The sequence below is a fragment of the Methylobacterium sp. TK31 genome (genome assembly GCF_055361545.1).
Genome location: NZ_CM143964.1, coordinates 4197952 through 4224047 on the forward strand (window position 1 = coordinate 4197952; position 26096 = coordinate 4224047).

The window sequence follows — 26096 nt, forward strand, 5'->3', positions numbered from 1 at the left end:
GTCGCGGGGGGAGGACCCGCCCTTGTCCGTGACGCCCTTCCGCCTGGGGCTCGTCGCGCTCCTCGTCACCCTGGTCCTCGACCAGGCCTCGAAGCTCTGGCTCTATCTCGGCACCGACCTGGTGCTGACGCAGCCCTGGCGCCTTGCGCCCTTCGCCGAGTTCCTGGTCGTCTGGAACCGGGGGGTGTCCTACGGGATGTTCCAGCAGGAGGGCGGGATCGGGCGCTGGGTGCTGGTCGGCGTCTCGTGCCTCGCCGCCCTCGGCCTGACGCTCTGGATGCGGCGGGCGGAATCGCGCCTGCTCGCCGTGGCCCTCGGGCTCGTGGCGGGCGGGGCCATCGGCAACGCCATCGACCGCGCGGCCTACGGCGCGGTGTTCGACTTCGTGCACCTGCACTGGCGCACCTGGTCCTGGTACGTCTTCAACATCGCCGATGCGGCGATCGTCGCGGGCGTCGTCGGCCTCATCCTCGACAGCCTCAGGCCGGCGCCGCGGAGCACCGGTTCCGGCCTCTGAGCCGCCCCTGTCGTTTCCCGCCGACCTGTGATCCGTAAACCACAACCGGGATCGTTGTGCCGGGGAGGCTGGTGCAGTGCGGTCAAGGCGCCATACGATCGCCCGAAACCGGGATCAGGCCGAGGAGGTCGGATCAGGATCGCTGCACAAGGCGACCATCCGGGCTCGGGAGACCGAGACCCACAACCGGGCGAAGAGCGGGGATAGCATGATCGGACATCGCGGGTTGCTGATGGTGGTGGCGGGCGTCCTGACGGCCGGAAGCGCGCAGGCGCAGCAGGGCGTGTTCATGCGCGACACCCTCAGCAGCATCGGTCTGATCGAGCCCGAGAAGCCCGCGATCACCTACCGCGAGCGCGCGCCCCTCGTGATGCCGCCCAAGCTCGACGGCAAGGCCCTGCCGCCGCCGCGCCAGCCTGAGGCCTCGGCCCAGTGGCCCAAGGATCCCGAGATCGTCCAGCGGGAACGCGAGCGCGACGAGGCCAAGAAGCCGATCGTGCGCGGCGCCCAGGGACGCATGAACGACAACAACATGACCCTCTCCATCGACGAGATGCGCGGCGGGCGCCGTGCGGGCGCCCAGACCCGCACCGAGCCCGGCCGGCCCGAGGGCGAGAACGACGACCGCAATTCCTTCTGGTCGAATCCCTTCGGCCTGCGCTCGGCCGAGGTGGCGGAGCCCTCCGCGGTCGAGCCCGACCGCGACATGCTCACCGATCCGCCGACCGGCTACCGCAAGCCGCCGCGCAAGGTCGCCAAGTCCAACGGCGACCCCGTGAACAATCCCTATCGCGAGCGCGAGGAATCCGATCCGGGCGCCTATGTCCGGGCCCGCTCCGCGAACTGACATCCCGGGTCCGACCCGGTGCCGCAGGGGCAGCGCGCACCGGACGAGGACCCGTTTCCTGCCCCTCCGACGCACCCCGGTGGCGCGGAGGCGGCGCAATGCCAACATGACGGGATGGCCCTCACGCGCGGCCGGCCGTTGGAAGGATCAAGCTTGATGCATCTGTTCAGGAAGGACACCCCCCTCTTCGGTCCGTCGCGTGGCCATGCCAGCGCCGGCCGTGCGGACGCCGCCCCCTTCGGGCGCTCCGAGGCGGGCGGACCCGAGGTCAGCGCCTTCGCGCTCGACAATGGCCTCGACGTCGTCGTCGTTCCCGATCACCGCGCCCCGGTCGTCACCCACATGGTGTGGTACCGCAACGGCTCGGCCGATGATCCGCTCGGCCAGTCGGGCATCGCCCACTTCCTCGAGCACCTGATGTTCAAGGGCACCGAGCGACACCCGATCGGTGCGTTCTCGAAGGCCGTCTCGGGCCTCGGCGGCCAGGAGAACGCCTTCACCTCCTACGACTACACCGCCTATTTCCAGCGCGTCGCCCGCGACCACCTCCGGACCATGATGGAGTTCGAGGCCGACCGCATGACCGGCCTCGTCCTCGACGACGCCGTGGTGGCGCCCGAGCGCGACGTGGTGCTCGAAGAGCGCCGCATGCGGGTCGAGACCGACCCCTCGGCCCAGCTCTCCGAGGCCATGGCCGCCTCCCTGTTCGTGCACCATCCCTACGGCACGCCGATCATCGGCTGGATGCACGAGATCGAGGAGCTGAACCGCACCCACGCCCTCGACTACTACAAGCGCTTCTACACGCCCGAGAACGCCATCCTGGTGGTGGCGGGCGACGTCACCCCGGACGACGTCCGCCGCATCGCCGACGACACCTATGGCCGCGTCACCCCCCAGGGCGCCCGGCCCCTGCGCATCCGCGCCCGGGAGCCGGAGCCCCGGGCGCTCCGCCGCCTCGCCGTGGCCGATCCCAAGGTCGAGCAGCCGACCCTGCAGCGGCTCTACCTGACCCCGTCCTGCATCACCGCGCGGGACGGCGAGTGCCACGCGCTGGAACTACTGGCCGAGGTGATGGGCGGCGGCTCCACCTCCTACCTCTACCGCAAGCTGGTGATGGAGCTCGGCGTCGCCGTGAATGCCGGGGCCTGGTACATGGGCTCGGCCATCGACGACACCCGCTTCTCCGTCTACGCGATCCCCGCCGAGGGCGTCAGCCTGGAGAAGCTGGAGGAGGAGGTCGACCGCGTCCTGCGCCGCGTCTCCTCCGAGGCCCTGGAGCCCGAGGCGATCGAGCGGGCCAAGACCCGGCTCGTGGCCGAGACGGTCTATTCCTCCGACAGCCAGTCCTCGCTCGCCCGCATCTACGGCTCGGCGCTCGCCATCGGCGAGAGTATCGACGAGGTCCGCCGCTGGCCCGCCGACATCGAGGGGGTGACCAAGGCCCGGCTCGCGGCGGTGGCCGAGCGCTACCTGACGCCGTCCCGGTCCGTCACCGGCTACCTGACCAAGGCCCGCGAGGCCGACGCGGCCTGAGGCCGTCCCCGGCCCCCGCGGCCGGGCCACGCAATTCGAGAGGCAGCGGCGTCCGCCGCCGCGCCCCGCGCACAGTTTGAGGTTCCCATGACCGTGGCCACCACCGACCTGCTCGATTCCGCCGCCACCCGCTCCGCGACCTCGCCGACCCGGGCGGTCCCCGTCGCGGCGGCGCCCGGCATTGAGGCGTGGCACGTCGAATCCCCGGTGGTGCCGCTGATCGCCCTGGCCTTCACCTTCGAGGGCGGCGCGGCGCAGGATCCCGAGGGCAAGGCCGGCGTGGCCCAGATGCTCGCCCGCCTCCTCGACGAGGGCGCCGGCGACCTCTCCTCCGACGCCTTCCAGGAGCGCCTCGCGGCCCGGGCCATCGAGCTTTCGTTCCATGCGGGCTCCGATGCCCTCGGCGGCTCCCTGAAGATGCTGGTCAAGCATGCCGACGAGGCCATCGACCTCCTGGCCCTGGCCCTGGCCAAGCCCCGCCTCGACCCTGACGCCATCGAGCGGGTCCGGGCCCAGACCCTGGCGGGCCTGCGCTACCAGCAGAACGATCCGGGCGTGATGGCCTCGCGCCGCTTCTTCGCCGAGGCCTATGCCGGCCACCCCTATGCCCGCCCCTCCTCGGGCACTCCCGAGAGCATCGCGTCGATCACCCGCGACGACCTCGTGGCGATGCATCGCCAGATCATCGGGCGCCGGGCCGTGAAGGTCGCGGCGGTGGGCGCCATCGACGCGGCGCGCCTCGCCGAAAGCCTCGACCGGGCCTTCGGCAGGCTCGACATGGCCGCCCCCCTCAAGGCCGTGCCCCAGACCCGGATGCAGAACATCGGCACGCGCCACGTGGTCGATCTCGACGTGCCGCAATCCGTGATCCGCTTCGGCATGAACGGCGTGCCGTGGTGCGACCCGGACTTCATCCCGGCCTACGTCCTGAACCACATCCTCGGCGGCGGCTCCTTCACCTCGCGCCTGTTCCAGGAGGTGCGCGAGAAGCGCGGCCTCGCCTATTCGGTCGGCACCTCCCTCGTCAGCCACCGGGCCGCCTCGATGACCTGGGGCTACACCGCCACCAAGAACGAGCGCGTCGGCGAGGCCCTGTCGGTGATCGGCGAGGAGATCGGCCGCCTGATCACGGACGGCCCCTCGGACGAGGAGCTCCAGAAGGCCAAGGACTACCTGACCGGCTCCTACGCCCTCGGCTTCGACACCTCGACCAAGATCGCGCACCAGCTCGTGCAGATCGCCTTCGAGGGCCTGGGCATGGACTACATCGCCCGCCGCAACGATCTCGTCGCCAACGTGACCCAGGCCGATATCCGCCGCGCCGGCGCCCGCACCTTCGCGGACGGGAAGATGCTGGTTGTCGCCGCCGGCCGGCCCACGGACTTCTGAGGAAACACGGATGCCCGAGGGCGCGGACGAACCGCCGCGCCCGGGAGCGTCTGATCGGGACTGTACGCGGGCACGGCGGTTGCTAGTTTCCGCCGGGGCGGCGACGATGCTGCACCGCTGGTTTTCAAGCTCGGGACAGTCCGGATGACATCACGCCTCGCCTCCCTGCCGGCCCGCCTCGCCCTCGTGGCGGCGATGGGCCTCGCCGCGACGCCGGCCCTGGCCCATCCCGGGCACGAGGCCGCCGGCGGCCTGACTCAGGGCTTCCTTCATCCCATGAGCGGCCTCGACCACGTCCTTGCGATGGTGGCGGTCGGGCTGATCGCGGCCCGGATCGGGGGCCGGGCCCTGGTCCTCGTGCCCCTGTCCTTCCTTGGCATGATGGCCGTCGGCGGCGCCCTCGGGGCCGCGGGCGTCGGCCTGCCCTTCGTCGAGATCGGGATCGCCCTCTCGGTGGTGGTGCTCGGTGCATCCCTGGCCCTGCGCCCGGCCCTTCCGGTGGCCGCGGCCATGGCCCTGGTGGGCGCCTTCGCGGTCTTCCACGGCCACGCCCACGGCGCCGAGATGCCGGGGACCGGCTCGGGCCTCGCCTACGGCCTCGGATTCCTCGGTGCGACCGCGCTCCTGCATGCTGCGGGCCTCGGTCTCGGCCTCTCGGCCGGACGCCTCGTGCGCAGCCTCGCCGCCCTGCGGGTGGCGGGTGCGGGCCTCGCCGTCGCGGGCCTCGGCCTCCTGGCCGGCGCCCTCTGAGCAGCCGGTCCGGCGTCGTCGAACGGCCCCCTCCCGGGGGCCGTTTCGTTTTCGGGCCTGCCGCCCCACCTCACGGGTTCGCCCGCCGCACAGGGATCAGCCGATGCAGATCACCGGAATCCACCATCTCACCGCCATCACCGCGCAGGCGGCCGACAACCTCGCCTTCTACACGCGGGTCCTCGGCCTCCGCCTGGTCAAGAAGACGGTGAACCAGGACGACGTATCGGCCTACCACCTGTTCTATGCCGATGGGCTCGCCGCGCCCGGCACGGACGTGACCTTCTTCGACTGGCCGGCGCCTCCCGAGCGGCGCGGCACCGACAGCATCAGCCGCACCGGCCTGCGCGTCTCGGGGGCCGACGCGATCGAATGGTGGCGCGAGCACTTCGCCCGGCAGGGCGTGAGCCATGCCGTGCCGGTGGAGCGCGACGGCCGCCTCACCCTCGATTTCGAGGATGGCGAGGGCCAGCGCCTGATGCTGGTGGACGACGCCGGCGCCGGCGAGGCCCATCCCTGGGCGCGGAGCCCCGTGCCGGCCGAGCACCAGATCCGCGGCCTCGGGCCGATCCGCCTCAGCGTGGCGCAGGTCGAGCGGACCGAGGCCGTGCTCACCGAGATCCTCGGCATGAGCCGCGACCGAACCTATGAGCTTCCCGAGGGTGAGGTCCGCGTCTATCGGATGGGTGCAGGCGGCCCCGCCGCCGAACTCCACCTCGTGGCCGAGCCGGCTCTGCCGCCCGCTCGCCAAGGGGCCGGCGCCGTGCACCACGTCGCCTTCCGCATCCCGGACGCCGATTACGGGGCCTGGGCCGACCGCCTCAAGCAGCGGCGCATGCCCTCCAGCGGACCGGTGGACCGCTACTATTTCCGCAGCCTCTACTTCCGCGAACCCAACGGGATCCTGTTCGAGATCGCCACCGACGGGCCCGGCTTCGCCACCGACGAGCCGATGGAGACCCTGGGCGAGCGCCTCGCGCTGCCGCCCTTCCTCGAACCCCGCCGCGCGGAGATCGAGGCCGGGCTGAAGCCGCTCTGACCCCTGCGGGCGGAATTAAGAACGATTCCAGGCCGCTCACCGTGGTGCGCCTGCGTACGCGCGCCGCCTTGACGGGCCTACCGCAGGTGCGAGAAGACCCCACGCAAAGCTTCGAGATTCGAGCGAAATTCGAGACGGACCGTCGATGAGCAAGTTCAACGAGGAGCGTGTGCTGAGCGTCCACCACTGGACCGACACGCTGTTCTCCTTCCGCACCACCCGTGACCCCGCCTTCCGCTTCCGCAACGGCGAGTTCGTGATGATGGGCCTCGAGGTCGAGGGCCGGCCGCTGCTGCGCGCCTACAGCGTCGTCTCGGCCAATTACGAGGAGGAGCTGGAGTTCTTCTCGATCAAGGTTCCGAACGGTCCGCTCACCTCGAAGCTGCAGCACCTCAAGGTCGGCGACCCGATCATCGTCGGCAAGAAGCCCACCGGCACCCTGGTGCTCGACAACCTGATGCCCGGCAAGAACCTCTACCTCCTCGGCACCGGCACCGGCCTCGCGCCGTTCATGTCGATCATCAAGGATCCGGAAACCTACGAGCGCTTCGAGAAGGTCGTGCTCGTGCACGGCTGCCGCCAGGTGCAGGAACTCGCCTATGGCGAGACCATCACCCAGGACCTGCCGAACCACGAGTTCCTGGGCGAGGTCATCAGCGCCGGGCTGATCTACTACCCGACCGTGACCCGCGAGCCCTTCCGCAACCGCGGCCGCATCACCGACCTGATGACCTCGGGCAAGCTGTTCGAGGATATCGGCCTGCCGCCGATGTCGGTGGAGAACGACCGCTTCATGCTCTGCGGCTCGCCCGACATGATCCGCGACACCCGCCAGCTGCTGACCGAAGGGGGCTACGAGGAGGGCAATCACGGCGAGGCCGGCCACTACGTCATCGAGAAGGCCTTCGTCGAGAAGTGAGCGACCCCCGCGCTGTCTTCGTCGCCGGCGCCGGGACCGAGATCGGCAAGACCTACGTCACCGCCGCCCTGACGCGGCGGCTGCGCGTCCTGGGCCAGGGCGTGCGCACCCTCAAGCCCCTGGCGAGCGGCGTTCCACCCCTCGACGCCGCGGACTTCGCGCAGAGCGACACCGGTCGCCTGCTCGCGGCGCAGGGCCTCGCCGTGACGCCCGAGACGGTCGCCGCCTGCTCGCCCTGGCGCTTCGCCGCTCCGCTCAGCCCCGACCTCGCCGCCGCCCGCGAGGGCCGAAGCCTCGCCCTCGACGACCTCGTCGACTGGTGCGGGACGCAGATCGCGGCCACGCCCCCGGGCACCACCCTGCTGATCGAGGGGGTCGGCGGCGTGATGAGCCCGGTGACCGGGGAGGCGACCGGCCTCGACTGGCTCAAGGCGCTCCGCCTGCCGGCGCTTCTCGTCTCGGGCTCCTATCTCGGGGCGATCAGCCACGCGCTCACGGCGGCCGAGACCCTGCGCGCGCACGGCGTCCCGCTCCTCGGGCTCGTCGTCTGTGCCAGCCCGGACGCCCCGACGCCGCCCGACTTCGTCGCGGCGGCGATCGCCCGGCACCAGGCCGTCCCGGTCGTCGTCATCGCCCGCGACGGCGATTGCCCGGTCGAACTCGCCGACCTCGTGCGCCCGGCCTCCGGGGCCTGATCCGCTCGCCCCGCGACAGGGGGCCTCACGGCACCCGGAGCGCGAGCGCTCCGGCCGGGCAGATCCGCAGCACGTGCGGGCGTTCCGGCAGCACGTCCCAGATTCGGGCCTCCGCGTAGCGCAGCAGCACCGCCCCGTCCGGCCCCGGCCCGTGGAAGCACTGCTCCAGGGCGACCACCAGGGTCGGGCGCGGCGGATGCGGGCGCAGGGTGGTGTCGACCGCGAGGCTGAGGGCGTCCGCGGCCGAGCCCGGGAAGGCCTCGAAGCTCCGGACCAGACCGTCGATCTCGCTTCCGTCGAGGGTCAGCACCAGGCAGAGCCGGGGCAGGGCGGTGGGGCAGGCGGAGACCGGCACGTCGCGCCGCAGGGTCAGGGCGAAGCGGGGCGAGTCGGGCGTCGGATAGGCCCAGCGATGCGCCTCGCGCACGCCCTGGAACGGCACCCACTCGTCCGGCTGCGAAGCGGACGGGGCGGCGACCCGGCCCTCCGCCCGGCCGTCCTGGCGGTAATGCACCAGGGGGTTGACCCCGGCGAGCCCGACATCGGGATAGCGCGCCACGTACATCAGCGTGCTGAAGGCGGGGTTCGGGTCGAGGCCGGCCTTGGCACCCACGCGCAGGTAGTGCCGCACCGGGTCGAGGCGGGTCGGGCCGCTCTGGCGCCTGTAGAAGGCGGTGTCGAAATCGGCGCTGGGATCGCGGTCCTGCGCCGCCCCGCGCCAGACGTAGTGCAGGAACGGATCGATGCCCGAGCGCGCCACGTCCGGGTGGTTGGCCCGGTAATAGGCCGCGTCGAACAGGCGGGGGACGCGGCCCAGGATCGCCCGGCGGACGAGGGTCGTGGCGATGCGGACGGCGCGGGAGCGGAGGGCGAGTGTCATGTGAAGGTCGGCGCCTCGCACAGGCGGCGCAGGACCGCGCGGTAGGCCTCGGCGTCCTCGTCGCGGCCGACCTGGGCGAGGCCGGCGCGCTGCACCTGCGTCCACGCCGCCTCGTCCTCGTGGAGAAGCGCCAGCGTCTCGGCGAAGCCCCGGGGATCGTGCCAGTCGTGGACCCGGTATCCGGTGCCGTCGGGCCAGCCCATCTGCCCGGCCAGGACGGGGGTGACGACGCCCGGCAGGCCGCGGGCCACGGTCTCCAGGACCTTGTGCGGGATGCCGGCGGCGAAGCGCGTCGGCGCGAGGGCGACGCGCGCGGCGTCGAGGGCGGGGCCGATGTCGTCGACCCGGCCCAGCACCGTGACGCCGGGGCGCGCCAGCCGCTCGGCGATCGAGGGCGCGGCGGTACCGATGAGGGTGACCTGCGCCTCCGGCAGGATCCCCCGCAGGCACTCCCAGGCCTGACCGAAGAACCAGTCGAGGGAATCGATGTTGGGCTCGCCCTCGCGGGCGAGGGAGCCGAGGAAGACGAAGCCCCGGCGGTCCGCGAAGCCGGGCGGGTTCGGATGCGGCGCCTGGACGTGGCCGAGCACCACCGGATCGGCGACCCCGGCCCGCCGCAGCAGGCGCGCGTCGGCGGGAGAGACGCAGACCACCCGGTCGGCCGCGGCGATCGACCGGAGTTCGAGCGCGGTCGCCCGGGCGAGGGCCGGCCCCGGCGCCGGGCGGCCCTTGAGGGCGTCGACGACGAACTCGCGCAGGGCGTAGAGGGATTCGGAGTCGAACACGACGCGGGAGCGGCCGACATCCCGCGGGTTGAGGCCGAGATCCGCCAGCACCTCGCACACCATGCGGATATGCGGCGGCCGGCTGACCCAGAGCACGTCGTAGGCGCCCGCGCGCTCGGTGACGAGGCGGCGGAAGCCCTCCCGGCCGCAGGGCTCGATGATCTCGATGCGGTCCGAGAGGTCGCGGTAGGTCGCCGCCGGCGCCTCGCGCTCGCCGTAGACCGAGCACACCGTCACCGCGTAGCCGAGATCCGCCATGGCGTTGACGATGGTGTTGGCCCGCGGCAGCCCGGCCCCGAGATCCTGGTGGGGCGCCCGGTCGTCGACGTAGAGGACGCGCAGGGCGAAGGGCGCGTCGTCGCGGGGCCCGAAGCCGGTGCGCCGCGGACCCTGCCCGAAGAGCCAGGCACCGTGCCGCTCGCGGAAGCGGACCCGGTTGCGGTCGAGGAGGGCCTCGACGTCGGCGCGCCGGACGCTGGTGCCGCTCTCCACGTGGATCGCGATGGCGCGCGGCTGGTAGACGACCCGCCATCCGGCCTGGTGGCAGCGCGCGCACAGGTCGGTGTCCTCGAAATAAGCCGGCGCGAACAGGTCGTCGAAGCCGCCGAGCTGCGTGAACAGCCGGGCCTCGATCATCAGCAGGGCGCCGGAGACGTAGCCCGCTTCGCGGGCGTAGGAGGCCTCCGGCGCGAAGGGATCGAGGCCGCCGCGGCCGGCCGGATGGGTGAGCTGCGGGTCGTCCTGGAAGCCCGCCCCGGCCTCCTGCAGGATGCCGCCGGGGAACACCAGGCGGCCGCCGACGATGCCGACGTCGTCGGCCTCCGCGAAGGTGCCGGCGAGGGCCGCCAGGGCGCCGGGCATCAGGTCGATGTCCGGATTGAGGAACAGCACGTAGCGGCCGCGGGCCTCGGCGGCACCCTGGTTGCAGGCCGGACCGAAGCCGGTGTTCTCCGGGTTGAGCAGGATCCGGGCGCCGTCGATCCGCCCGAACAGGGTCCGGGTCTCGGCGTCGGAGGCGTTGTCCACCAGGATCACCTCGAAGGACGGCCCGGCGAAGGCCTGGTGCCCGGCGAGCTTGGCCAGGGTCCAGGCGAGGAGGTGCGGGGCCCCGCGCGAGACGATCACCACGGAGATCGCGGGTTCGGCCTCGGGGCGGAACGCGATGCGGATGTCGTTGAGAAACAACGCGTTCCAGATCAGGGCGGCCTCGACCAGGGCCGCCTTCCGGCCCGCGGGGGCGTCGAGGACATCGGGGGCCGCCATCATGGCAGGGGCTCCGGAGCGGGCAGGACCGTGATGCGGCCGATGAGGTCGTCGTGCAGGAACAGGATCGTGGCCGCCTCCGCGCCCGTCCCGAGGCCCGTGAAGGTCACGGCCGCCGGGGCGCCCGGCAGGTCCGCGCGGGCCGTCGTATACGGATTGGTATACAGCGGATCGCCGCTGGTATTCAGAAGGGTGACGCGCTCGAGCGTGATCTCGCGCGGCGATGCCCCGACCCGGAAGGCCGCGCTGGGGTGGGTGCCGACGGCGAGGTGGCGCGGCAGGGTCAGGGCGAGGGTCGTCGCGTCCCCGGCGGCACCGACGCGGACCGCCCGCGCGTCCCAGTCGACGGCGACCTCCGCCAGCTGTGACGCGAGATCCGCCCGGAGGGGCGGGGGGAGGCGCCGGTCGCGGACCCATTCGGGGGAGAGGGCGAGGCGGAGCCCGGCCAGGCCTGCATCCGGCGCTCCGGCATCCGGCGCTCCGGCCCCCGGCCCACCGTCCTCCGCCCGGGCGAACCAGCGCCGGCGCACGGGGGTGTAGGGATCGGCGCTGGGCGGTGGGCCGCGCTCGGTGGCGACGAGGAGGCCGAGCTCGGGATCGTCGCGCAGAGCGGAGCGCAGGGAGGTCTCGCGGGTCAGGCGCCCGCTCCCGAGGCGAGTGACCACCCGGTCCGGTTCGGAGGCCGGGGCGGGCGCCGCCGGAGACTCCATCGCGTTTGTTTTCTCGCTGGAAGCAGAAAGGATTGCCAGCAAATCGGTTTCGGCCTGCTCGGCGCGCGTATTGTAGGCGGCAAACAGATCCTGGCAGGCGCGGGTGAGCGCCGCGAGGCCGGCCGCATCGTCGGCGAGCGCCAGGACCTCGGCCTTCACCGCCTCGGCGGTGCGCAGGCGATGGGCCGGGTCGGCTGGGTCGAAGCCCTCGAAGCCGAGGGCGGTGCCGATGACGGGCTTGCCGAAGGACAGGGCCTCGGCGACCTTCATCTTGAGGCCGCTGCCCATCAGGATCGGCGCCACCACGAGGTCGACGCCGTCGTAGAAGGCCTCGAGTTCCGGCAGGTAGCCGGCGAGATGGATACCGGGCCCCGCGGCCGGGCCGAGGCTGTTGCCGATCTCCCCCGCGATGACGAGTTCCGGCCGGGCCGGGGTCCAGCCCGCGCTCCAGGCGGCGGCGAAGCGCCGGATCGAGAACAGGTTCGGGTCGTTGCCGTGGCCGAGGAAGCCGATCCGTTTCACCCGGGCCGGGGCCGCGAAGGGCCGGCGGGTGGGGAAGCGCGGCGGCAGCAGGTGCACGCGCCGGTCGGTGATCGTCCGGAAATAGGCCGCTTCCTCGGACTGGATCGCCAGCACGATGTCGGCCCGGGCGAGGCCCGCCGCCTCGCCGGGCCGGTCGGTGTAGAAGAAGTTCGGCTCCGCCCGGAACGGGCGGTACTGCCGCTGCCGGTCGGCGAAGCGGTCGTGCGTGTCGATTAGCCTCGTGAGGCCGGGCGGGGCCGCCTCCAGCGCGCGGGACAGGAACACGTAGTTCACCAGGATCGCGCGGGTCTCGGGGTGGGCCTGCCCATACCACGCCACGAAGGCGCCGACCTCGTCGGGGCACCAGTCGTCGATGGAAAAGCAGCGCGCGCGGGTGGTGAGCGGGATGGTCGCCCGCGGCTCGATCCGGAAGGTGTGGCGGAACAGGCCCGCCGCGGCGGCCTCGTCGGTGGGCGGGTGCTGCCCGAAGCGCCGGTAGATCTGGTCCTCGTGGGCGTAATAGGCGAGGTCGACGGCGTAGCCGCCGCGCTGCAGGGCGGCGCAGGTGGTGAGCAGCCGGCGCCGGTTGCCGGCGCTGGTCGGGAAGGCCGGCATCGGCGCCAGCACGAGGATCGCGGGGCCGCTCACCGGCTGCCCTCGCGGCGCAAGGCGGCGGGCGCGACGTGGCCGGTGCCGAGGAGGAGCGCGGTCTCGACGGAGGCCCCGCGGGGGTTGCCCCAGGCCGGCGCCAGGGTGAGGCCGATCTCGGGGGCCGGGCCGAAGCGCAGCTCGGCGGCCGCCACGCGGGCGCAGCTCCAGCTGCTGCCGGCCCGCAGCAGCAGGTAGTTCGGCACGCTGGAGCCGGAGAGCGTGGCCCGGTCCGCGTCGTCGCGGGCGAGGGCGAGGCGGGGCGCCGTCTCCGGCACCGGCCCTTCCGCGACGGCGGGGGCCAGCAGCGGGAACAGCGTCGCCAGCACGTCGAGGCTGTCCGGCGCCACCGCCGCCAGCACCGCCTCCCCGAGGGCGGCGCGCTCGGGCCGGGCCAGCTCCGCGATGGGGCGGGGCTTCGGGCAGGCGATCGCCGCGTCGCGAAAATGCGTCTCCAGGGTCAGGGTGCCGCCCTCCGCCAGCGTCGCTTGCGCATCGTGCAGCACGAGGAGCCCGGCGGGGTCGGGCTCGGGCCCGCCGAAGCCGGCGAAGGCCCAGGTCAGCAGGCCGAGGCCGGGCGGGTCCGAGACCGCGAGCGGAATCGGCAGGTCGGTGCCGACCGGGTACCGGCAGACCAGCACGCCGTGGCCGGCCGCGAACAGGCGGGCCTCGGTGGGCGTGGGAGGGGCGGAAGTGTCGGTCATGCGGCCTTGGGACTGGGGCGGAGCGTGGGTCCGCGGATCTCGAACGGGCGAAGTCATCCGACCCGGCCGGCCGGCGGGGACGCGCCGGCCCGCCAGCAGCGCGGGTCCCCTCTCCTGGAAGGAGAGGGACAGGGTGAGGTGTGCGGGTTGTCCGGAGAGGTCACACACCTCACCCCAACCCTCTCCTTGCAGGAGAGGGGGCACCGGTGCGTCCGGTCCCAACCGGCTTGGCTTGCGAACACCGCCGCCGAGGAATCCGAACGCGTCCTGGATGCCGGTATCACGCCGGCAGCGCGGCTCCGTGGGGTTCGCCCCCGAGCGGCGGGGTGCGACGCCACGGGTCACGGGCGACCAGGGCCGCTCAGCCGGCCCGCTGGCCCCCGAAGGCGGCCAGGATGCGGGCCCAGGAGCGGGTGCCCTTGTGGAAGCTGTTCAGGTCGTACTTCTCGTTGGGCGAGTGGATGCGGTCGTCGTCGAGGCCGAAGCCGATCAGCAGCGTGTTGCGGTCGAGCAGGCGCTTGAAGTCGCCCACGATGGGGATCGAGCCGCCGGCGCCGATGGTCACGGCGGGCACGCCCCATTCCTCGGCGAGCGCCGCGCGGGCGGTCTCGAGCTCGGGCATGTCGAAGGGCAGGCTGATGGCACGGCTGCCCTTGTAGCAGATCACCTCCACCGAGCAGTCGGCGGGGATTCTTTCACGCACGAAAGCCTCGAAGGTGGTCGCCAGAACCTCCGGGTCCTGGTCGTCGACGAGGCGGAACGAGACCTTGGCGCTGGCCTGCCCGGCGATCACCGTCTTGGTGCCCTCGCCGGTATAGCCGCCGATGATGCCGTTGACGTCGCAGGCGGGTCGCGACTGGATCAGCTCGATCAGCATGCGGCCGCGCTCGCCGGCCGGCTCCGACAGCCCGATGGGCCCGAGGAACTTGTCCGCCGTGAAGTCGAGGCCGCGCCACTGCTCCAGCACCTCCGGCGGCGTCTCGCGCACGCCCTCGTAGAAGCCCGGCAGCGCCACCTTCCCGTCGGAATCGTGCAGGTCGGCGATGATCTTCGACAGGACGTGGATCGGGTTGCGCGCCGCACCCCCGAAGAAGCCCGAATGCAGGTCGCGGTCGGCGCAGGTCACCTTGACCTCGAAATAGGCGAGGCCGCGCAGGGAGGTGGTGATGGCGGGCGTTGCCGGGTTCCACATGCTGGTGTCGCACACGAGCACGATGTCGGCGGCGAGCTTGTCGCGGTTGGCCGCGACCCATTCGGGCAACCCCTGGGAGCCGTTCTCCTCGGCGCCCTCGACCAGGATAGTGACGCCGCAGGGCAACTCGCCCGCCATCGCCAGATGCGCCCGGCAGGCCTCGACGAAGGTCATCACCTGGCCCTTGTCGTCCGAGGCGCCGCGCCCGACGATCGTCGTCTTTCCGGTGGCGTCGGTGGCGAGGCGCGGCTCGAAGGGCGGGGTCTCCCAGAGGGCCAGCGGGTCCACCGGCTGCACGTCGTAATGCCCGTAGAACAGCACGTGCGGGGTGCCGGGCTTCGGCCGATGGGCCAGCACCACCGGGTGCAGGGAGGTCTCGTGGATGCCGGTCTCGAAGCCGAGCGCCGTCAGGGTGCCGGCGAGCCAGGTCGCCGCGTCGCGGCACTGGGGCGCGAAGGCCGGATCGGTGGAGATCGAGGGGATGCGCAGGAAGGCGAAGAGCCGCTCCAGGGCGTTGTCGAGGTCGCGGTCGATGTCGTTGAGAACGGGGGCGAGCGCGGTCATCGGGCGTCCTTGGGCGAAGGCGGGCGGCGGCCTCCCGGGTTAGCCCATGGCGGCTGGGCCAAGCAACCTCACCCAAGCAACCTCGCCCATGCAACCTCGACCGAGCAACCTCGCCACGCAGCCTCGCGCACGCGACATCGTGGAGCGCCCCGCGACACAGGGCCCGAACCCCAGTCGGTCCCCATGTGAAATCCCCCCGCGAAAGGGTGCTCTCGTCAAACCTGAACCGGGCCCGGTGATGCACGGGTGGAACACCGGCTTTTTGGAACTGTTATCGAGTGGACCGGGCTGGGGCGGATGTTTTTTCCCCGTTTCAGCCCTTGCGAGTTCCCTTCGAAGACCATCGACGTCGCGCCCTTCGCGCCGCGCAAGCCACGGATACCGCCATGCTCATCGAAAGCGGCTCCACCGATGCTGCGAACACCATCGGCATCACCCTGACGATCAACGGCGAAAGCCGGTCGCTCCAGGTCGCGCCCTGGACCACCTTGCTCGACCTCCTGCGCGAGGATCTCGACCTCACCGGCACCAAGAAGGGCTGCGACCACGGCCAGTGCGGCGCCTGCACGGTGCTGGTGAACGGCACGCGCATCAATTCCTGCCTGACCCTGGCGGTGATGAAGGACGGGGCCAGCATCACCACCGTCGAGGGATTGGCCGGCGCCGAAGGTCTTGCCGGCGCCGAGGGGCTGCACCCGCTGCAGGCGGCCTTCGTCGAGCACGACGCCTTCCAGTGCGGCTACTGCACCCCCGGCCAGCTCTGCTCGGCGGTGGGCATGCTCTCCGAGGGCCACGCCCATTCGCGCGACGAGATCCGCGAGGCGATGAGCGGCAACATCTGCCGCTGCGGCGCCTACACCAACATCGTCGACGCCATCGAAGACGTGATGCACGCGGGAGCCGCGAAATGAACCGCTTCGACTACGTCCGCCCGACCACCGTGGACGAGGCGGTGCGCGCCATCGCCTCCGGGGCCCAGGCCCGCTTCATCGCCGGCGGCACCAACCTCGTCGACCTGATGAAGTACAACGTCGAGCGCCCCGAGCGCCTCGTCGACATCACCCGCCTGCCCCTGGACCGGATCGAGGCGCGCGACGGCGGCCTCAGCCTCGGCGCCCTGGTGACGAATGCGACCGTGGCCTACGACGCCCAGGTCCAGGCCCGCTACCCGCTCCTGTCGAGCGCGATCCTGGCCGGCGCCTCGGGCCAGCTGCGCAACGCCGCCACCACGGGCGGCAACCTGCTGCAGCGCACCCGCTGCTATTATTTCTACGACGACGCCACGCCCTGCAACAAGCGCGAGCCCGGCACCGGCTGCGCCGCCATCGGCGGGGTCAACCGCATCCACGCCATCTTCGGGACGAGCCCGTCCTGCATCGCCACCCACCCCTCCGACATGTGCGTGGCCCTGGCCGCGCTGGAGGCGACGGTCCGGGTCGCCGGCCCGGGCGGCGAGCGCACGATTCCCTTCGCCGAGTTCCACCGCCTGCCGGGCGACACCCCCGAGCGCGACACCAATCTGGCGGCCGACGAGATCGTGCTCTCGGTCGACCTGCCCGACGAGGAGTTCGGCGCCCACCACACCTACCTGAAGCTGCGCGACCGGCTCTCCTACGCCTTCGCCCTCGTCTCGGTGGCGGCCGTGATCAAGCTCGACGGCGACACCATCGCAAGCGCGCGCTTCGCGCTGGGCGGCGTCGCCCACAAGCCCTGGCGCGACCCCCAGGCCGAAGCCTTCCTGGCGGGCAAGCCCGCCACCCACGAGACCTTCGCCGCGGCCGCCAACATCGTGGTGGCCGAGGCACGACCCCAATCCGAGAACGGCTTCAAGATCGAACTCGCGCGGCGCGCGCTCATTCGCGGTCTGGCCCAGGCCGCCGCCGGCACGCCCCAGTCGCAGTCCGACAAGCGCATCGCCTGAAGGAACCCCCATGGCCCACAGCATCAGCACCTCCGGCACCGACACCTATGTCGGCACCGCGCAGAGCCGCGTCGACGGCCCGGCCAAGGTCACCGGCCAGGCGAAGTACGCGGCCGAGTTCGCCGCCCCCGACCTGACCCACGGCTACGTGGTCTCGAGCGGCATCGCCCGCGGCCGCATCCTCTCCATCGACACGGCGGCCGCCGAGGCGGTGCCGGGCGTCCTCAAGGTCTTCACCCACCAGAACCGGCCGCGCACGGCCTGGCTCGACTACAATTATCAGGATCAGGTCGCGCCCCCCGGCTCGCCCTTCCGGCCCCTCTACGACGAGAAGGTCCATTACAGCGGTCAGCCGGTGGCCCTGGTGGTGGCGGAGGATTTCGGCACCGCGCGCTACGCCGCCTCGCTGGTCAAGCTCACCTACGAGGCCGACGCGCCGACCACGGACCTGCGGACCCTCGAGGACGCGGCCTACGTGCCGCCCAAGAAGCGCTCCGGCATCAAGCCGCCGCCGGCGCCCTGGGGCGACGCGGACGGCGCCTACAAGGCCGCCCCGGTCCAGCTCACCAACCACTACCACCTGGCCGTGGAGCACCATAACCCGATGGAGCCCCATGCCTCGACCGTGGTCTGGGAGGGCGACGGCAAGCTCACCGTCTACGACAAGATCCAGGGCGTCTCGAACAGCCTCGGCTACATCACCGGCGTGTTCGGGATGAAGAAGGACGACGTCCACGTCCTCAACCCCTATCTCGGCGGCGGCTTCGGCTCCGGGCTTCGTCCGCAATACCAGCTCTTCCTCGCCGTGATGGCGGCCCGGGAGCTGGAGCGCTCGGTGCGGGTGACCCTGACCCGCGACCAGATGTTCACCTTCGGCTACCGGCCCGACGTGCGCCAGACCATCGCCCTCGGGGCCGAGGCCGACGGCGCGCTGACCTCCGTCCGGCACGAGGCGATCTCGGGCACCTCCGGCTTCGAGGACTACCAGGAGGTGGTCGTGAACTGGTCGGGCGTCCTCTACGACTGCCCGAACGTCGCCCTCGACTACCGGCTCGCCAAGATCGACACCTACACCCCCTCCGACATGCGGGCACCCGGCGCCGTGACGGGCGTGTTCGCCCTCGAGGTGGCGATGGACGAGCTCGCCCACGAGACCGGCCAGGACCCGATCGACCTGCGCCTGCGGAACTACGCCGAGAAGGACCGGACCCAGGACAAGCCGTTCAGCTCCAAGTCCCTGCGGGCGGCCTATACCCAGGGCGCCGAGCGCTTCGGCTGGTCGGCCCGCAACCCGGAGCCGCGCTCCATGAAGGAGGGGCGCGAACTCGTCGGCTGGGGCATGGCCACCGGCATCTGGGAATCGATGATGATGCAGTCGAGCGCCCGGGCGACCCTGACCGCCGACGGCAAGCTCGTGGTCGGCAACCAGACCGGCGACATCGGCACCGGCACCTACACCATCCTGACCCAGATCGCCGCCGACGCGCTCGGCCTGCCGATGACGGACGTGACGACGAAGCTCGGCGATTCGAAGCTCGCCGACGCGCCGATCGCCGGCGGCTCCTGGACCGCGGCCTCCTCGGGCACGGCGGTGATGAAGGCCTGCCGCGACATCGCCGCCCAGGTCTTCACCCTGGCCCGCGGCCTCGACGATTCGCCCCTGGCCAACGTCGATTTCGAGCGCGCGGTGTTCAAGGAGGGGCGCATCTCGGTGGCGGGCGACCCGTCCCGCAGCATCGCCCTCACGGAGGTGATGGCCAAGGGAGGCCTGGACAAGATCGAGGCCACCGGCTCGGCCGGCCCGGATTCCAACCATTCCCAGGAATTCGCCGGCTACACCCACTCGGCCGTCTTCGTCGAGGTGAAGGTCGACGAGGACCTCGGCGTGGTGCGCGTCACCCGCGTCGTCTCGGCGATCGCGGCGGGCAAGATCCTCAACACCAAGACGGCGCGCAGCCAGATCCTGGGCGGCGTCGTGATGGGCATCGGCTCGGCGCTGGAGGAGGAATCCATGCTCGACCACACCCTCGGCCGGTTCATGAACCACAATCTCGGCGAGTACCACGTGCCGGTGAACGCCGACATCCACGACATCGACGTGATCTTCGTGGACGAGGAGGACAAGGCCAACCCGATGGGCGTGAAGGGCCTGGGCGAGATCGGCATCGTCGGCACCGCGGCGGCGGTGGCCAACGCGGTCTTCCACGCCACTGGCAAGCGCATCCGCGAACTGCCGATCACCATCGACAAGATCATCGGCTGACCCTCGGGCCCTGAAGGTCCGACGATCGGGAGCCGCGCCCCTCCGGGGGCGCGGCTCTCCTTGTTTCAGCGCGTGGCGCGGCCGAACAGGCGCTCGGCGAAGGTCGGGCCGGCGTCGCCGCGCCCGGCGACCACGACGAGGCGGCGGACCTCGCCGCGCAGGAAGGCCTGCAGGAAGCGGTTGTAGTCCCTGAACGAGACGCAGCCGTTCGAGGCACCGCTGGGGCCGAGCATGTAGGTGTGGGCCAGGATGCCGTCGCGGCCGTGGATCGCCGCGCTGCCGCCGACCGGGTTGAGGCGGATCGCCCGCACCCCGTGGAACAGCGCCTCGCGCTCGGTGAGGTCGTAGGTGCCGGGTGGGGTCGAGCCGCGCATCCGGCGGTGGACGTGGCGCGGGTTGTCCATGCTCTCGCCGAGGCCGGAATGCGCCTCCAGGCGCTCGCCGCTCGGCAGGGTCACGGTGCGCGCCGTGATGTCGTAGATCGCCGTGCCGGCCCCGACCGCCGGGCTGCTCTCGATCACCCGGCGCGGACCCGGATCGATGCTGGGATCCACGGAGGCGTAGGCGAGGGTGGTGCGCGGCTCGGGCTCCGGCTCGGGGCGCGTCCCGAACACCGTGTCGAAGAACGAGCGCTCGGCCGCCGCATCGGCGCCCGCGCGGGCGACCTGGGTCCGGCGGGCGGCCAGCGAGCGCAGGGCGGGGGCGGCGCGCAGGGCCAGGCGCGCCGGCTCGGCCTGCGCCACGAGGCCGGCCGGGCGCGGCACCGGCAGGGGAATGGTCTGGGGCAGCGGCTGCGCGACCCGGACCGGACCCGCGGCCGGGGCGGGCGCCGGGCGCGGGGCGGCCAGCGCCAGCACGGTCCGGGCCGGGCCCGGGGGCGGCACCAGGGCGGCGCTGAGCGGGGCGGCCCGGGCCAGGCCGCGGGCGCCGGCGCCGAGGACCGGGGTCGGGTCGAGCATCCAGGCATAGGCGCCGGGGGCGGAGGCCGCCGCCAGGGCCGGCCGGCCCGGCCCGGCGGGGACGGGCGCGTCCGGCGCGGTCAGGTGCGGGAAGACGGCGCAGAGGAGGGCCGCCGCGGAGGTCCGCAGCAGCACCGGCCCGTGGGGCCGGCGGCGACGGCGGAGGCGGCGGCCGGACGGGGACACAGCGTCGTTCATGCGGGCGAACTCGGATACGCGGTTCCCGAACCGGCACGGCCTCTTCGACGCAGACCTCAAGGAAAGGTTAAGCGAAGACGCGAGACGCGAAAGATGCCCGTTAGGAAAACATCAACCTTAACTGGCCCTATTCAGCCGCAACTTGGTTAATCCGAGATAAACCGCGGCACATCTTGTGGAAAAAACTGCGTCCCGGCCGGGTGAGCCCTTGGCGGACCCCTCCGCTGCGCGCTGACGACGGAGCCTATCCGGGAGACGCCGCCCACGGATCGGCGCGCCGGCGCACGAAACGCGGGCCGTGCCCTGTGGACCTCGGGGGCAAGCCCGGCCCGGGCGGCGAACCGCGTGGGATTTTCTGCGTATCGTGAACGCTGGGCCAAGCCGGCGGCCGGCTGCAGGGGGATCGTACCCGCAATGGGGTTTCTCATCGTCTTTCTCGGGGCCGGCCTGGGCGGCATGGCCCGGCACGGCGTCGGGCTCGCCGCCCTGCGCTTCGGCACGTCCTTTCCCTACGGCACCATGGGCATCAACATCCTCGGCTCGATCCTGATGGGGGTGCTGGCGGGCTGGTACGCCATGCGCAGCGGCAGCCAGCCGATGCGGCTGTTCCTCGCCACCGGCGTGCTCGGGGGCTTCACCACCTTCTCGTCCTATGCCCTCGACGGCATCCTCCTCCTCGAGCGCGGCGAGGTGGCCGCCGCCATCATCTACATCCTGGGTTCGGTGGTGCTGGGCCTCGCCGGCCTGCTCCTCGGCCTGATGGTCATGCGGATGATCCTGTGAGCGGGCCCGGGGCGCCGCGATGCTGAGCGCGCTGCTGCAATCCTGGCGGTTCTGGGCCCTGCTCTCGGCCCTGTTCGCCGCGCTCACCGCCATCCTGGCGAAGGTGGGCGTCACCGGCGTCGCGCCCGACGTCGCGACCTTCGTCCGCACCGTGGTGATCCTCGCCCTCACGGGCGCGATCCTGCTCGGCACCGGGCAGGCGCCCGGCCTCGCGGCGATCCCGGGCCGCAGCGTCGGCTTCCTGGTGGCCTCGGGCCTCGCCACCGGCGCCTCCTGGCTCTGCTACTTCCGGGCCCTCGCCCTCGGCGACGCGGCGCGGGTGGCGCCCCTCGACAAGCTCAGCGTCGTCCTGGTGGCGATCCTCGGGGTGATTCTCCTCGGCGAGAGCCTCTCGGTGCCGAACTGGATCGGCGTCGCCCTCATCGCGGCCGGGGCCGTCCTGGTGGCCTATCGGGGTTGAGACCCGCCCGCCGCCGCCCCGTCGCAGGATCAAGCATCGGCCGGCGCGGGTCTTTTTCGGACGAATGGAATTCTTCCAAATTCGAACACAGTAGAGCGACCGCTAGGACCAAGATTCAATCAATTCCAATGTTTCGTGAATTGCTTGCCAAGCGGAGGTTGAGCTTTCAAACCCTCTCCCGGGGCGTCGATCGCAAGAGGAGAGCGGATGATGGAACGCACGCTGGACTGGCTGCGCGGCACTGCGCGGATCGCCTGGTGGGACGGCTCGTCCCTCGACCTGCGCCTGCACCGCTTCACCGATCTCATCGACGCCCTGGCCGGCGTCCCGGAGGCGGACCCCGCCCTGGTCCCGGCCCATTGGCGCGAGCGCCTGTCGGGTCCGGCCTTCGAAGGGCGAGCCTCGACGGGCCGGATCTGGGGAGGCCGGGCATGAGCGGGCGCGACGCGCGCATTGCCGCCCCGAGCGAGGCGGGCCCGGCCTGTGCCGAGGGCCCCTCTCCCGAGGCCCATCTCGACGAGGCCCTGCGCCGGGCCTTCTGGCAAAGCCTGAACCGGGCGCCCCTGCCGGCCATGGCGGCGCTGGAGGTGGCGGCCCGGGTCGTGGGTGCCCTCTACCGGCAGGTGGCCCAGGCGCATGAGGGCCCGCAGGGCTGCCGCTGCGGCTGGGAGCCGGACCCGGATTGCGACCTCATCGTGCTGGAGGCCAACCTCGCGGCCGCCCTGATGCAGCCGCCCGGGCCCGATCTCGCCCGCATGACGCCCCTCGGGCGCGCCTGAGGCGGCACGGTTACGATTCCCTCATACTCCCGGGTCGAACATGCCCGCGGGCCGGACGGGGGCGGCACGCGCCGGATGACGGCCCCGCATCGGCGCGCCGGGAGTGTGAGATGGACGGGTTCTATCGCGGCATCGAGACGAGTCTCCTCGCCTTCAGCCTCGTGCTCGGGCTCGGCGCCCTGGTCCTGTCCGACCGCGCGCTGCCGCGCCCGGCCGTGACCCAGCTCGCGGTCACGCTGCCGATGATCGCGGTCTCGGCGATGCCCTGATCCGGCACGGCCCGAAAGACCGCGCCCCGCGCTCAAGGATTGCTGATCGGCCGGCCCCTTGACTGCAACCCTTCCGGCCCCTCGCGACTTAACAGTCCAAGACGACAGCGCACGCCGTCGCACGATCCCGACATGTTGAGGGCACGTCCGCCAGAGGATGTGCGAGCGAGAATCTTCTCATGAAAGCGAATCGACTGCACGTGTCCGTGCTGGCCGGCACGGTTCTTCTGATGGGCGCCGGTTTCACGGGCGCCCTCGCTCCCGCCGCTCTCGCCGCCCCGGTCGCCAACCCGGGCCCGGACAAGGCCGCCGCCGCCTCCGCCGCCGTCACCCCCGTCGCGGCCATCACCGAATCGGAGGACGAGGCCGTCAATTGCAGCCGCTCGCGCAAGCGCCTCTGGGTCGAGGGCGAGGGCTGGATCGTCCGCCGCGTCACCACCTGCCGCTGAGGCCGGCGCCGCGGCCCGGACCCATCGCCGCCCGCCACCACCGGACGACCCGACCCTGCCGCGAGGCAGGGTTTTTTGTTGGGCTCCTGCCGCGAGTCAGGGGTTTTGTGGGGGCTCCTGCCGCGAGGCAGGGTTTTTCATCGGAAGTCCTGCCGCGAGGCAGGGTTTTTGTTGGGGCTTCTGCCGCGAGGCAGGGTGTTTCATCGGAAGTCCTGCCGCCAGGCAGGGGTTCGACCGGAGATAACCGAGGCCGGCACGCGACGGGGTCTCGTCCGAGACGACGGTGTCCCGGGGCCAGCGCCATCCAGGGCCGGCGCGGCTTGCGATCGGGGGCGCCCGCTCCTCCGGTCGCCGTTGCGGAGAGGCGTCTCCGAGCCCCTTGCCCGGTCGGTCCGCCCCGGCCGTCCTGCTAAGCAGTCTTCGACGTTGGCGGCGGGCCGGATGTCCGGAACGACAGGATGTCGGTGCCGGTTCTCCTCGAAATCGGCCAGCGCGGGAGTCCGGCGTCGCATGACCCATCGATCCAAGACCACGGCGTCGCGAACCTCGTTCCCGGGATCGATTCCGCTGCGCTCCGTCGCCCTCGCCGGCGCCCTGATCCTCTCGGGCCTGGCCGGCACCGCCCAGGGTCAGGACCTGATCTACGGCCGGGATGACGAGGCCGGCTACGCGGGCGGCTTCGGCGGCCCGCTGATCCGCGGCGACTATGTCGGCGCGCCGTTCACCCGCGTCCCGCGCCCGAGCGAACTCGTCCCCGGCGCCTGGGGCTACGGCACCTACGGCATCCCGACGGTGGCGGGCATCCGCAGCGCGCCGGCCGGCACGCCGACCGTCTACGTCATCGATGCGCCGCGCTCCGTCGCCCGGGCCGCTGCGCCCGGCCGGTCCCGGGTGCTGACGCGCAACCGGCAGGAGCGCTGGTCCGCCGCCCCCGGAGACGCGCGCTCCCAGGCCGGCAGCAGGGCCTTCCAGGCGCAGGGCGGCGGCTTCCAGGCCGCGCCGCCCGCCGGCGAGATGAGCGGCGGCGCCCGGGTCGTCCCGGTCCGGGTCTCCCACCGCTGAGGCGTTCGTGCCGCGACGGCGATCCGGCCCGGACGGGCTTTCGCAAGCATTAATCAATTGGTGCCATCCTGATCGCCAGAACCGCGAAGGTGATCAGGCCGCGCCATGCATATCGTCCTCGTCGACACCAGTCGGGTCGTCCTCAAGATGATCGCGGCCGTCCTCGAACCCAACGGCCACACCGTCTCGGCCTTCACGGACTCGACCGAGGCCCTGGACTTCGTCGAGAACACCGCCTCGGTCCGGGTGCTGATCACCAGCCTCGAGGTCCGGCCCCTCGGCGGCCTGGAGCTGTGCTGGTCCGCCCGCCTGCTGGCCGAGGCCAACCGCCCCCTCTACATCATCACCATGTCGTCGGCCCGGAACGCCCGGAACCTCGCCGAGGCCCTCGACAGCGGCGCCGACGACTTCATCGAGAAGCCGCCGGGACCGGAGGAACTGCATGCTCGACTGCGGGCCGCCGAGCGGCTCACCACGATGCAGAGCGAGCTGATCCGCCTCGCCGACACGGATTCGCTGACGGGGCTCCTCAACCGGCGCGCCTTCCTCCAGAAGTCGCGCGACGCCGCCGAGCGCGTGGGCGACCACGGCAGGATGTCCGCCATCCTCCTCGACATCGACCATTTCAAGCGCATCAACGACGAGTACGGCCACGATGTCGGCGACGCGGCCATCCAGGCCGTGTGCCGCGAACTGGCGGTCGACGGCATCGTCGGACGCCTCGGCGGCGAGGAGTTCGGCATCATCCTGCCCCACCGCTCCGGCAGCGACGCCGAGGCTCAGGCGACCCGCCTGCGCCGCGCGATGGAGGCCCTGCGCATCCGCGGCGGCCGGGTGCCGATCCGCCTGACCTGCAGCTTCGGCGTCAGCGAGTGGACCGAGGGCGACACCATCGAGGGGCTGCTCAAGCGGGCCGACATCGCCCTCTACGAGGCCAAGACCACCGGCCGCAACCGCGTCGTCAGCGCCGCTTCCGACCTCGTCCTGGCCCGGGCCGGCTGAGCCGGGACCCTGTCTCGAATCGGGGACCGCTCCGGCAGCGCCCCTGTGCCGTTGCGGAACGCCGCTGCGGCGGCCCTGGTCAACCGGTCGCGGGCGTTTACCAAGGTTCCGCCGAATTAACCGTGCCGGATTCCCAGTCTTCGGGGAATCGTGGTCGAATCCAGGCCGAGTCTTGTCCGAGAGCTGCGAACGATGTGCTGGAGTCCCGCCGAGTAAAGCTCTGGAACGGAACTTGATCTGATCCCCGGAAGAAACGCTGCGGTGTGTCGCGGTGGGACAGTGGGGAGTTCAGCGGCATGCATGACGCCGTGGGAGTATTGATCGTCGGCGAGCCCCTCGGGCCCGAATCCGCCTTTCGCGCCGTCATTGAGCACGAGCCGCGCCTGCACACCTTGAGCGAGGCGGAGCTTTCGCACGGACCGGCCCGCAAGGTCGCCCTGATCTTCGTCGGGGCGGAGCCCGAGCCCGGCCTCGACCAGCGGATCGCGGCCCTGAAGGGGCGGGCGCCGGGCCTCGGCGTCCTCGTCGGCTTCGAGGTGCTGCGCGCCGATTTCGTGACCCGCCTGATCGAGGCCGGGGCGGATGCCTTCATCGCCCGCTCGGCGCCGGCGCGCGACATGTGCACGGCCCTCCTGGCCCTCGCGGCGGGCGCGGCCGAGGCGGCCTGGGACGCCGATGCGCCCACCGTCGTGCCGGTCGCCGACGGCCTGACCCCGCGGGAGGCCGAGATCCTGCGCTTCCTCAGCGCCGGCTTCAGCAACAAGGAGGTGGCGCGCCGCCTGAACCTCAGCGTGCGCACCGTGGAGACCCACCGCCTGAACCTGCGCCGCAAGACCCAGACCGGGCGCCTGAAGGACCTCGTCGCCCTGGCCCGCCATCTCGGCCTCGCCCCCGTGGTCGATGCCGGCCCGGTCCGGGTGAATGGCGCCGACCGCGGCCGCGGACACCACCCGAGCGAGTCCCTGGCCCGGCTCTGAGCCGGGCCGCGCCG

26 protein-coding genes are annotated in these 26096 nt (G+C 72.1%); 20 read left to right on the forward strand and 6 right to left on the reverse strand.

From position 1 onward, the window contains the following. Nucleotides 1-28 precede the first annotated feature (28 nt). The 8 genes from lspA (at nucleotide 29) to bioD (ending at nucleotide 7692) form a co-directional block, all read left to right on the forward strand. Nucleotides 29-517, forward strand: a complete 489-nt coding sequence (gene lspA / locus ACXJY8_RS19485; RefSeq protein WP_463780834.1) for a signal peptidase II — start codon at nucleotides 29-31, stop codon at nucleotides 515-517. A gap of 208 nt (nucleotides 518-725) precedes the next feature. Next, nucleotides 726-1364 (forward strand): hypothetical protein, encoded by a 639-nt coding sequence (locus ACXJY8_RS19490; RefSeq protein WP_463772368.1) that lies wholly within the window; start codon nucleotides 726-728, stop codon nucleotides 1362-1364. 156 nt (nucleotides 1365-1520) lie between these two features. Continuing rightward, a complete protein-coding gene (locus ACXJY8_RS19495) occupies nucleotides 1521-2900 on the forward strand; it encodes a M16 family metallopeptidase (RefSeq protein ID WP_463772372.1) in 1380 nt (459 codons plus the stop codon). 87 nt (nucleotides 2901-2987) lie between these two features. Next, nucleotides 2988-4289 carry a M16 family metallopeptidase gene (locus ACXJY8_RS19500; RefSeq protein WP_463772376.1) on the forward strand — a complete coding sequence of 434 codons (1302 nt, stop codon included), beginning with the start codon at nucleotides 2988-2990 and terminating at the stop codon, nucleotides 4287-4289. 144 nt (nucleotides 4290-4433) lie between these two features. Next, nucleotides 4434-5039: a HupE/UreJ family protein gene (locus ACXJY8_RS19505; RefSeq protein ID WP_463772379.1), complete on the forward strand. Its 606-nt coding sequence runs from the start codon at nucleotides 4434-4436 to the stop codon at nucleotides 5037-5039. Nucleotides 5040-5142: 103 nt separating this feature from the next. Beyond that, nucleotides 5143-6078, forward strand: coding sequence for a ring-cleaving dioxygenase (locus ACXJY8_RS19510; RefSeq protein WP_463772382.1), 936 nt, complete (start codon nucleotides 5143-5145; stop codon nucleotides 6076-6078). A gap of 145 nt (nucleotides 6079-6223) precedes the next feature. Beyond that, entirely contained in the window at nucleotides 6224-6997 is a 774-nt protein-coding gene (locus tag ACXJY8_RS19515; RefSeq protein ID WP_055946326.1) for a ferredoxin--NADP reductase, read from the forward strand. After that, a complete protein-coding gene (bioD, locus tag ACXJY8_RS19520; protein WP_463772390.1) occupies nucleotides 6994-7692 on the forward strand; it encodes a dethiobiotin synthase in 699 nt (232 codons plus the stop codon). Before ACXJY8_RS19515 ends, bioD begins: the two co-directional genes overlap by 4 nt. 25 nt (nucleotides 7693-7717) lie before the next feature. On the opposite strand, the gene ACXJY8_RS19525 is transcribed toward bioD, so the two are convergent. The 5 genes from ACXJY8_RS19525 to ACXJY8_RS19545 form a co-directional block, all read right to left on the reverse strand. Continuing rightward, complete coding sequence (locus tag ACXJY8_RS19525) at nucleotides 7718-8572, reverse strand: hypothetical protein (protein WP_463772392.1); 855 nt, start codon at nucleotides 8570-8572, stop codon at nucleotides 7718-7720. Then, nucleotides 8569-10623: a glycosyltransferase gene (locus ACXJY8_RS19530; RefSeq protein WP_463772396.1), complete on the reverse strand. Its 2055-nt coding sequence runs from the start codon at nucleotides 10621-10623 to the stop codon at nucleotides 8569-8571. Before ACXJY8_RS19530 ends, ACXJY8_RS19525 begins: the two co-directional genes overlap by 4 nt. Further along, nucleotides 10620-12500: a glycosyltransferase gene (locus tag ACXJY8_RS19535; RefSeq protein ID WP_463772399.1), complete on the reverse strand. Its 1881-nt coding sequence runs from the start codon at nucleotides 12498-12500 to the stop codon at nucleotides 10620-10622. The genes ACXJY8_RS19530 and ACXJY8_RS19535 overlap by 4 nt, the downstream gene beginning before the upstream one ends. Next, complete coding sequence (locus ACXJY8_RS19540; protein WP_463772402.1) at nucleotides 12497-13204, reverse strand: hypothetical protein; 708 nt, start codon at nucleotides 13202-13204, stop codon at nucleotides 12497-12499. Before ACXJY8_RS19540 ends, ACXJY8_RS19535 begins: the two co-directional genes overlap by 4 nt. Nucleotides 13205-13565: 361 nt before the next feature. Next, nucleotides 13566-14960, reverse strand: a complete 1395-nt coding sequence (locus tag ACXJY8_RS19545; RefSeq protein WP_463772409.1) for a M20/M25/M40 family metallo-hydrolase — start codon at nucleotides 14958-14960, stop codon at nucleotides 13566-13568. A gap of 386 nt (nucleotides 14961-15346) precedes the next feature. Here ACXJY8_RS19545 and ACXJY8_RS19550 point away from each other — a divergent pair, with 386 nt between their 5' ends. Genes ACXJY8_RS19550 through ACXJY8_RS19560 form a run of 3 tightly spaced genes read left to right on the forward strand, consistent with a single transcriptional unit; the run spans nucleotide 15347 to nucleotide 19144 of the window. After that, nucleotides 15347-15871, forward strand: a complete 525-nt coding sequence (locus ACXJY8_RS19550; protein ID WP_463772412.1) for a (2Fe-2S)-binding protein — start codon at nucleotides 15347-15349, stop codon at nucleotides 15869-15871. Further along, a complete protein-coding gene (locus ACXJY8_RS19555) occupies nucleotides 15868-16881 on the forward strand; it encodes an FAD binding domain-containing protein (protein WP_463772415.1) in 1014 nt (337 codons plus the stop codon). The genes ACXJY8_RS19550 and ACXJY8_RS19555 overlap by 4 nt, the downstream gene beginning before the upstream one ends. 10 nt (nucleotides 16882-16891) lie before the next feature. Beyond that, a complete protein-coding gene (locus tag ACXJY8_RS19560) occupies nucleotides 16892-19144 on the forward strand; it encodes a xanthine dehydrogenase family protein molybdopterin-binding subunit (protein WP_463772419.1) in 2253 nt (750 codons plus the stop codon). A gap of 65 nt (nucleotides 19145-19209) precedes the next feature. Here ACXJY8_RS19560 and ACXJY8_RS19565 read toward each other — a convergent pair whose 3' ends face one another. Continuing rightward, nucleotides 19210-20301, reverse strand: a complete 1092-nt coding sequence (locus tag ACXJY8_RS19565) for a DUF2778 domain-containing protein (protein ID WP_463772423.1) — start codon at nucleotides 20299-20301, stop codon at nucleotides 19210-19212. 414 nt (nucleotides 20302-20715) lie between these two features. Here ACXJY8_RS19565 and crcB point away from each other — a divergent pair, with 414 nt between their 5' ends. The 9 genes from crcB (at nucleotide 20716) to ACXJY8_RS19610 (ending at nucleotide 26082) form a co-directional block, all read left to right on the forward strand. Continuing rightward, a complete protein-coding gene (gene crcB / locus ACXJY8_RS19570) occupies nucleotides 20716-21084 on the forward strand; it encodes a fluoride efflux transporter CrcB (RefSeq protein WP_463772425.1) in 369 nt (122 codons plus the stop codon). A gap of 22 nt (nucleotides 21085-21106) precedes the next feature. Next, entirely contained in the window at nucleotides 21107-21544 is a 438-nt protein-coding gene (locus ACXJY8_RS19575) for an EamA family transporter (RefSeq protein WP_463780838.1), read from the forward strand. A gap of 207 nt (nucleotides 21545-21751) precedes the next feature. After that, a complete protein-coding gene (locus tag ACXJY8_RS19580) occupies nucleotides 21752-21979 on the forward strand; it encodes a hypothetical protein (RefSeq protein WP_463772428.1) in 228 nt (75 codons plus the stop codon). Further along, a complete protein-coding gene (locus ACXJY8_RS19585; protein WP_463772432.1) occupies nucleotides 21976-22323 on the forward strand; it encodes a hypothetical protein in 348 nt (115 codons plus the stop codon). The genes ACXJY8_RS19580 and ACXJY8_RS19585 overlap by 4 nt, the downstream gene beginning before the upstream one ends. 110 nt (nucleotides 22324-22433) lie before the next feature. After that, on the forward strand, nucleotides 22434-22592 hold the full coding sequence (locus tag ACXJY8_RS19590; RefSeq protein ID WP_463772435.1) for a hypothetical protein: 159 nt from the start codon (nucleotides 22434-22436) through the stop codon (nucleotides 22590-22592). Nucleotides 22593-22771: 179 nt separating this feature from the next. Beyond that, nucleotides 22772-23041: a hypothetical protein gene (locus ACXJY8_RS19595; protein ID WP_463772437.1), complete on the forward strand. Its 270-nt coding sequence runs from the start codon at nucleotides 22772-22774 to the stop codon at nucleotides 23039-23041. A 510-nt stretch (nucleotides 23042-23551) separates the two neighbouring features. After that, nucleotides 23552-24103, forward strand: a complete 552-nt coding sequence (locus ACXJY8_RS19600; RefSeq protein WP_463772440.1) for a hypothetical protein — start codon at nucleotides 23552-23554, stop codon at nucleotides 24101-24103. A 105-nt stretch (nucleotides 24104-24208) separates the two neighbouring features. Further along, nucleotides 24209-25105, forward strand: a complete 897-nt coding sequence (locus ACXJY8_RS19605) for a diguanylate cyclase domain-containing protein (RefSeq protein WP_463772444.1) — start codon at nucleotides 24209-24211, stop codon at nucleotides 25103-25105. Between the two features lie 296 nt (nucleotides 25106-25401). Next, nucleotides 25402-26082, forward strand: a complete 681-nt coding sequence (locus ACXJY8_RS19610; protein ID WP_463772448.1) for a helix-turn-helix transcriptional regulator — start codon at nucleotides 25402-25404, stop codon at nucleotides 26080-26082. Nucleotides 26083-26096 lie beyond the last annotated feature (14 nt).

Coding starts and splice junctions, on each gene's coding strand:
- ACXJY8_RS19490 (WP_463772368.1), top strand. CDS start 726: ATGATCGGACATCGCGGGTTGCTGATGGTGGTGGCGGGCGTCCTGACG.
- ACXJY8_RS19495 (WP_463772372.1), top strand. CDS start 1,521: ATGCATCTGTTCAGGAAGGACACCCCCCTCTTCGGTCCGTCGCGTGGC.
- ACXJY8_RS19500 (WP_463772376.1), top strand. CDS start 2,988: ATGACCGTGGCCACCACCGACCTGCTCGATTCCGCCGCCACCCGCTCC.
- ACXJY8_RS19505 (WP_463772379.1), top strand. CDS start 4,434: ATGACATCACGCCTCGCCTCCCTGCCGGCCCGCCTCGCCCTCGTGGCG.
- ACXJY8_RS19510 (WP_463772382.1), top strand. CDS start 5,143: ATGCAGATCACCGGAATCCACCATCTCACCGCCATCACCGCGCAGGCG.
- ACXJY8_RS19515 (WP_055946326.1), top strand. CDS start 6,224: ATGAGCAAGTTCAACGAGGAGCGTGTGCTGAGCGTCCACCACTGGACC.
- ACXJY8_RS19525 (WP_463772392.1), bottom strand. CDS start 8,572: ATGACACTCGCCCTCCGCTCCCGCGCCGTCCGCATCGCCACGACCCTC.
- ACXJY8_RS19530 (WP_463772396.1), bottom strand. CDS start 10,623: ATGATGGCGGCCCCCGATGTCCTCGACGCCCCCGCGGGCCGGAAGGCG.
- ACXJY8_RS19540 (WP_463772402.1), bottom strand. CDS start 13,204: ATGACCGACACTTCCGCCCCTCCCACGCCCACCGAGGCCCGCCTGTTC.
- ACXJY8_RS19545 (WP_463772409.1), bottom strand. CDS start 14,960: ATGACCGCGCTCGCCCCCGTTCTCAACGACATCGACCGCGACCTCGAC.
- ACXJY8_RS19550 (WP_463772412.1), top strand. CDS start 15,347: ATGCTCATCGAAAGCGGCTCCACCGATGCTGCGAACACCATCGGCATC.
- ACXJY8_RS19555 (WP_463772415.1), top strand. CDS start 15,868: ATGAACCGCTTCGACTACGTCCGCCCGACCACCGTGGACGAGGCGGTG.
- ACXJY8_RS19560 (WP_463772419.1), top strand. CDS start 16,892: ATGGCCCACAGCATCAGCACCTCCGGCACCGACACCTATGTCGGCACC.
- ACXJY8_RS19565 (WP_463772423.1), bottom strand. CDS start 20,301: ATGAACGACGCTGTGTCCCCGTCCGGCCGCCGCCTCCGCCGTCGCCGC.
- crcB (WP_463772425.1), top strand. CDS start 20,716: ATGGGGTTTCTCATCGTCTTTCTCGGGGCCGGCCTGGGCGGCATGGCC.
- ACXJY8_RS19580 (WP_463772428.1), top strand. CDS start 21,752: ATGATGGAACGCACGCTGGACTGGCTGCGCGGCACTGCGCGGATCGCC.
- ACXJY8_RS19585 (WP_463772432.1), top strand. CDS start 21,976: ATGAGCGGGCGCGACGCGCGCATTGCCGCCCCGAGCGAGGCGGGCCCG.
- ACXJY8_RS19590 (WP_463772435.1), top strand. CDS start 22,434: ATGGACGGGTTCTATCGCGGCATCGAGACGAGTCTCCTCGCCTTCAGC.
- ACXJY8_RS19595 (WP_463772437.1), top strand. CDS start 22,772: ATGAAAGCGAATCGACTGCACGTGTCCGTGCTGGCCGGCACGGTTCTT.
- ACXJY8_RS19600 (WP_463772440.1), top strand. CDS start 23,552: ATGACCCATCGATCCAAGACCACGGCGTCGCGAACCTCGTTCCCGGGA.
- ACXJY8_RS19605 (WP_463772444.1), top strand. CDS start 24,209: ATGCATATCGTCCTCGTCGACACCAGTCGGGTCGTCCTCAAGATGATC.
- ACXJY8_RS19610 (WP_463772448.1), top strand. CDS start 25,402: ATGCATGACGCCGTGGGAGTATTGATCGTCGGCGAGCCCCTCGGGCCC.